9 protein-coding genes and 1 other annotated feature are annotated in these 5,978 nt (G+C 45.4%); all 9 genes read left to right on the top strand.

Annotated elements, in window-relative coordinates; genetic code table 11:
* A partial coding sequence (locus AC1DUA_RS19725) for a sigma-70 family RNA polymerase sigma factor (protein ID WP_477501389.1) occupies positions 1-278 on the top strand: 278 nt, incomplete at its 5' end.
* Between the two features lie 215 nt (positions 279-493).
* The gene (sigG, locus tag AC1DUA_RS19720) at positions 494-1,276 is read left to right on the top strand and encodes an RNA polymerase sporulation sigma factor SigG (RefSeq protein WP_145656918.1); all 783 of its coding nucleotides are present in this window, start codon (positions 494-496) and stop codon (positions 1,274-1,276) included.
* Between the two features lie 136 nt (positions 1,277-1,412).
* On the top strand, positions 1,413-1,712 hold the full coding sequence (locus tag AC1DUA_RS19715; RefSeq protein ID WP_145656916.1) for a YlmC/YmxH family sporulation protein: 300 nt from the start codon (positions 1,413-1,415) through the stop codon (positions 1,710-1,712).
* Between the two features lie 112 nt (positions 1,713-1,824).
* The gene (pgeF, locus tag AC1DUA_RS19710) at positions 1,825-2,670 is read left to right on the top strand and encodes a peptidoglycan editing factor PgeF (RefSeq protein ID WP_477501388.1); all 846 of its coding nucleotides are present in this window, start codon (positions 1,825-1,827) and stop codon (positions 2,668-2,670) included.
* Between the two features lie 43 nt (positions 2,671-2,713).
* Positions 2,714-3,400: a YggS family pyridoxal phosphate-dependent enzyme gene (locus AC1DUA_RS19705; protein ID WP_477501387.1), complete on the top strand. Its 687-nt coding sequence runs from the start codon at positions 2,714-2,716 to the stop codon at positions 3,398-3,400.
* Positions 3,401-3,441: 41 nt separating this feature from the next.
* Positions 3,442-3,864, top strand: a complete 423-nt coding sequence (locus AC1DUA_RS19700) for a cell division protein SepF (protein WP_315951381.1) — start codon at positions 3,442-3,444, stop codon at positions 3,862-3,864.
* A gap of 65 nt (positions 3,865-3,929) precedes the next feature.
* Positions 3,930-4,169, top strand: a complete 240-nt coding sequence (locus tag AC1DUA_RS19695; RefSeq protein ID WP_477501390.1) for a YggT family protein — start codon at positions 3,930-3,932, stop codon at positions 4,167-4,169.
* 2 nt (positions 4,170-4,171) lie between these two features.
* The gene (locus tag AC1DUA_RS19690) at positions 4,172-4,954 is read left to right on the top strand and encodes a YlmH family RNA-binding protein (RefSeq protein ID WP_477501386.1); all 783 of its coding nucleotides are present in this window, start codon (positions 4,172-4,174) and stop codon (positions 4,952-4,954) included.
* Positions 4,955-5,060: 106 nt separating this feature from the next.
* Positions 5,061-5,540, top strand: coding sequence for a DivIVA domain-containing protein (locus tag AC1DUA_RS19685; protein WP_145656906.1), 480 nt, complete (start codon positions 5,061-5,063; stop codon positions 5,538-5,540).
* A 73-nt stretch (positions 5,541-5,613) separates the two neighbouring features.
* Positions 5,614-5,862, top strand: a binding site (T-box leader).
* Positions 5,863-5,978: the final 116 nt, after the last annotated feature.

The following is a 5,978-nucleotide window of genomic DNA, read 5'->3' as shown; positions in this document are numbered from 1 at the left end:
GCAATGAGCTGCTTTTGTCCGATGTGCTTGGAACAGAAAACGATACAATTTACCGCAACATTGAAGAACAAGTTGACCGTAAGCTGCTGCATAAAGCGCTGGATAAATTAAGTGAGCGTGAGCGAATTATCATGGAGCTGCGCTTTGGTTTACAGGATGGCGAGGAAAAAACGCAAAAAGACGTTGCTGATCTACTTGGCATTTCGCAGTCGTACATCTCGAGGCTGGAAAAGCGAATCATTAAAAGGCTTCGTAAGGAGTTTAATAAGATGGTGTAAGGAAAAAAGAGAGCATGGGATGAGGTCGCGATCCCGCCTCTCTTTTTTTTGTGAAAAATATTTTTTGGCTGGCGATGTCGAAATTGTTCAGGTGTCACAGGGGGGAGCGAGTCGGAGGCCTTTTGTCAAGTGGCGGAGCAGCGGGTAGAGCAGGAATAAATCACTCACTCAGGGGGATAATTAACATTAATGTTTCTCCTTGGGAGGTAATCACGGTGACCCGAAATAAAGTTGAGATATGTGGTGTTGATACCGCCAAACTGCCTGTTCTGACCAATGCTGAAATGCGCGAGCTGTTCGCTGATTTGCAGACCAAGCAGGAGCGATCGGCAAGAGAGAAATTGGTGAATGGGAACCTCAGATTGGTTCTAAGTGTGATCCAGAGGTTCAACAATCGCGGAGAGTATGTGGACGATCTCTTCCAAGTTGGCTGTATTGGTCTGATGAAAGCCATTGATAACTTTGATTTAAGCCAAAATGTCAAATTCTCAACCTATGCTGTACCGATGATTATAGGTGAGATACGCCGCTACTTACGTGACAATAACCCGATTCGCGTTTCTCGTTCCTTAAGAGATATTGCTTACAAAGCGCTGCAAGTCAGAGACAGCCTGACGAATGCGAACTCGCGCGAGCCTACGATTTATGAGATCTCCGAGGCGCTGAATGTTCCCAAAGAGGATGTCGTATTTGCGCTCGATGCTATTCAGGATCCGGTTTCGTTATTTGAACCGATTTATCATGATGGCGGAGATCCGATCTATGTCATGGATCAAATAAGTGACGAAAGAAATAAGGACATGTCCTGGATTGAAGGAATCGCGCTTCGTGAAGCGATGCGCAAGCTGAATGCGAGAGAGAAGATGATTCTCTCCATGCGCTTTTTTGAAGGAAAGACACAGATGGAGGTTGCCGACGAGATTGGCATTTCCCAAGCACAGGTTTCGCGACTTGAGAAATCAGCCATCTGCCAGATGCAGAAACATGTGAAATCGTAATTTCTATACATAAAGACCGGAGCAGCTGTGACAAGCTGTGACGGTCTTTTTTTGATTTTCAGGACATTTTGCCCACACTGCACATATACTAGTACAAAATCAGTTAAAATCCTATGGATTCGTGGTGAAAAGCCTCATGAAAATATCTGATTTCCAGACGAAAGATGTAATCAATATCGTGGACGGCAAAAAGCTCGGTCAAATCAGTGATCTGGAGCTGGATCTGCTGCAGGGACGGATCGAATCGATTGTCGTGCCGAACCAAAGCCGATTCTTCGGATTGTTTGGTACGGGTACAGACGTCATCATACCATGGAAACATATTGTGAAAATCGGCGCAGACGTAGTCTTGGTGAAGCTCGAAGATGCTCGGCCGTATCGTCAAACCGAAGAAAATGAAGGTGTCTATGAGTTCAACAGACAGTTCCGTAACTAATGTATGACACACGAATGTAGGCTGATTTCCCGCAAACAGCCAAGAGACAATCGTGTGTCTTTTTGTTTTGTGCTAAAGTAGAGAGAGATGAATGCAAGGGAGTGGAAATATCGTGGAACCATTTGTGAAACAAGAAAAAGAGGGGCAACCTGCACTCTTTACGATAGAAAGCTGGATGGACCAATATGATGAACTTACGGCAGGGTTTACGTCACGACATGGCGGAGTGAGTGAAGCGCCTTATTCAACACTGAACTGCGGTTTGCATGTGCTGGATAAACCTGAGCACGTGATCAGGAACCGTGAGCTGCTTGCTGAGGCTATCGGCCAGCCGTTCGAAGCTTTTACCTATGCAGAGCAGGTGCACGGCAACGAGGTGACCGTTGTTTCCCTTCAGGAGAAAGGGATAGGTAGAACGTCGAGAGAGTCAGCTATTCAAGCGAAGGACGGCTTCATTACGAATGAGAAGGAGATCGTGTTATGTGCCCAGTTTGCAGACTGTGTACCGCTGTTTTTCTACGATCCGGTTCAGCACGTCGTGGGTCTTTCTCATGCTGGGTGGAAAGGGTCTGTGCTAAACATTTCCATGGCTACAATATCCTTAATGACACATACTTTTGGTAGCCAGCCAAAGGACATAAGGGCAGCCATAGGGCCTTCTATTGGCATTTGCTGCTATGAGGTGGACGATACCGTAGCAACACGTGTGTATGCTGTACTTAATGCGATGAATACAGCGCCAGATGTACAACTTGCCGTAATCAATCGCAAAGAAAATGGCAAGTACATGCTGAATTTGCAAGAACTGAACCGAAAATTGTTGGTACAAGCAGGAATTTTGTCGTCCCATATCGAAGTAACTCAGTTATGTACGAGTTGCCGTTCAGATGACTTCTTTTCGCATCGCAAAGAGGGCGGTTCAACAGGTAGAATGGTTGCTTGGATTGGTCTTCGGTAAGAAGAACAAGCAAGCAACGTTTGGAATTGAGGTGTTTACATATATGAGTTTACTAGCGCGCAAAGAGGAAGTTGAAGCTCGTATTGCCGCAGCTTGTCAGCGGTCAGGACGAAATGAGARTGAAATCAAGATGATAGCTGTGACGAAATATGTTTCTTTGGAGACGACCCGAGGTGTTCTGGATGCGGGACTGCTGCATATCGGTGAGAATCGGTGGCAGGATGTGAAGCCTAAGTGGGAGGCTCTGCATGAGAGGGGAACATGGCATTTCATAGGTCATTTGCAGACGAATAAGGTGAAGGATGTGATTGGCAAATTCGCCTACATTCATTCGCTCGACAGGATGTCGCTGGCCAAAGAATTGGACAAGCAGGCTGCGGCGCTTGGTATGAAAGTCAACTGTCTGCTGCAAGTAAACATTTCTGGAGAAGAATCTAAGTACGGCATGAATCCCGAGCATTTCTTCGAATTTGCTGAAGAAGTCAGCAAACTGCAGCACATACATATCTCCGGTTTAATGACGATGGCGCCTTATGAGATGGAAGCCGATGCAACAAGACCTGTGTTTCGCGGGTTAAGAGAACTGAGAGACCGGTTGAATGAGAGTAAGATTTTCTCCTACGACATCAAAGAATTATCTATGGGAATGTCCGGAGATTTCGAAGTGGCGATTGAAGAAGGAGCTACATGGGTGCGTTTAGGTACTGTTCTGGTTGGAAAAGAAGCATAAAGGTTATAAAGGATTGAAGAAGCGGATAGGAGGGAATTATAATGGGAGTTTATAACCGTTTTATGAATTTTCTTGGATTACAAGAAGAGGAAGAAGTTGTGGAGCGTGAGCGAATCGTGGAAACAACGGAAGAACCTGAAACCAATCCTTATGAATTGCGTAATAAAAATAAGGCGAATGTCGTCAGCATTCACTCACAGAAGAACGCGCGTGTCGTGCTGAGCGAGCCTAGAACGTATGAAGAAACGCAAGACATCGCGGATCATCTTCGTTCTCGAAGAGCGGTGGTCGTCAATCTACAGCGAGTTCGCGGTGATTTAGCCATACGCATTGTAGATTTTTTAAGTGGTACAGTATATGCTTTGAATGGGTCTATATCCAAACTGGGACCGAATATCTTCCTTTGCACCCCTGATACAGTTGATATTCATGGCCACATCTCCGAGATGATGAGTGAGGAATAGGCGCATATCCTAACACAGAGGTGGATGCGTACGTGGATTACGTTCACTATTATCTTAGTATTTTGATGGAAATTTATTATTTCATGATTATCGGTTACTTAGTTCTTTCCTGGTTCCCGAATGCACGCGAAAGTTTTGTCGGAGGTCTGCTGGGGAAATTAGTTGAACCGTACTTAAGTCCTTTCCGCAAAATAATTCCAAGCATTGGGTTCATTGACTTGTCGCCAATCGTTGCCCTTATCGCTTTGCGATTCGTAGTTATGGGGATTGTTGCTGTTCTAGATTTCATAGTAGGGATGTTTTAAAGTTGTCTAGAGAACTCTATAGTCATTTTCATTCAGACGAACATTACTTTGTAGATAAAGCCTGGGATTGGGTGGAGCGGGCAGCACAGAACCACGCCGTGAAGCTGACTGATTTTCTAGATCCCAGACAAGCTTTCATCCTGACTTCACTGGTGAATCGGCATCCAGATGTGCACTGCCGGTTCGATGGTGGTTATTCAGATGCGGAACGCAGAAGGGCGTTAATCGCCCCTGACTACCGGTCTTTGGATGAAGAAGATATGGAGATGGCTGTCCTCTCCGTTTCATCCGGGGACGGTAAATTCTTAACATTAGAACATGGGGATTACATGGGCGCCATTCTTGGACTCGGCATGAAGCGAGACAAGGTTGGCGATATTCATGTTATAGAGGGTGGCTGCCATTGCTTAGTTACCCGTGATGCAGCGGATTATTTGCACTTGAACTTGTCACAAGTTCACAGAGTGCATGTTCAGACAGAGCTGCTGTCACTGGATAAACTGGAGCTAGCCTCTGTGAACCTGGACGAGTTGACGTTATCAGTTGCCTCCATGCGGATGGACGGAATTGTAAGCGATGTATTTAGGCTTAGCCGAGCTAAAGTGTTGATTCCTATTCAAGCTGGGCGCTGCCGCGTCAATTGGAAGCCAGAAGAAGATCCGAGCAAGCCGCTGAARGAAGGCGACATGGTTTCTATGCAAGGGTTCGGCAGATTCAAGGTGCTTGAAGTTGAAGGAGTAACGAAAAAAGGTAGGATCCGTGTGAAGATCGGCAAGTTTGCGTGAACGTGGATAAATTATCCACGAACCATGCAGGAATTGCTAATTTTCTGTCGAACTGATTCAGTATAGATGTGCGTATTGCTGTGCAAAACGCAAAGGAGGGGCACTGATGCCATTAACACCGTTAGATATACATAATAAGGAATTTTCCCGTTCTTTTCGCGGATACGATGAAGATCAAGTCAATGAATTCCTCGATCAAGTCATTAAAGATTACGAGGCATTGATTCGTGAGAATAAAGACTTAGCTAATCAAACGGTGGCCCTGCAGGAACGTCTGGATCATTTCACGAACATCGAAGACTCGCTGAGCAAAACGATCATCGTTGCCCAAGAAGCAGCGGATGAAGTTAGAAGCAACGCCAAGAAAGAAGCACAGCTGATCTTGAAAGAAGCTGAAAAGAACGCAGACCGGATTATTAACGAGTCCTTGACGCGTTCACGCAAGGTAGCTCTTGAAATTGAAGAATTGAAGAAACAAGCGTCGATTTATCGCACTCGTTTCCGGACACTGCTCGAAGCTCAGCTGGAGCTTCTAAACAATGAAGGCTGGCAGAGCATGCAGTTTGATCAAAAAGAAGAAGCTTAAGAATATGGCAGCTAGGTAGCTGTCATATTGACTATGTCTAGCGAATTCGATATACTCCTGTTAAAAGTATCTCAGCAAAGCTATGACTGGAACGAGTAGGACGTCTTAAGCAGTGTCAGCGAATTAGGGAATTTGGTGTGAGCCTAATCTCTGCAGCGTACCGAATATCCCCCAGGAGCGTCTCTTGAATCAAGTAGAGAGAACCGGGTCATGCCGTTACACATGATCGAGTGAATGAGCGAGGGGTTGCGCGCGTCTAACGCGTCTTTTCGGTAGCTTATTAACGAGGGTGGTACCGCGAGCAGAGTTTCTCGTCCCTTTAGGGGATGAGAGGCTTTTTTTGTTTTTTTGGATGATAAAATGTGTGAAGGTAAGAATGGAGTGGTTGAAATGGATTATGGCAAAACATTAAATTTATTGCAAACCGATTTTCCAATG

The organism is Paenibacillus sp. 01T422 (assembly GCF_056398785.1).
Note: the sequence above shows the minus strand (reverse complement) of the source record. Positions and strands in the feature narration are given on the sequence as shown.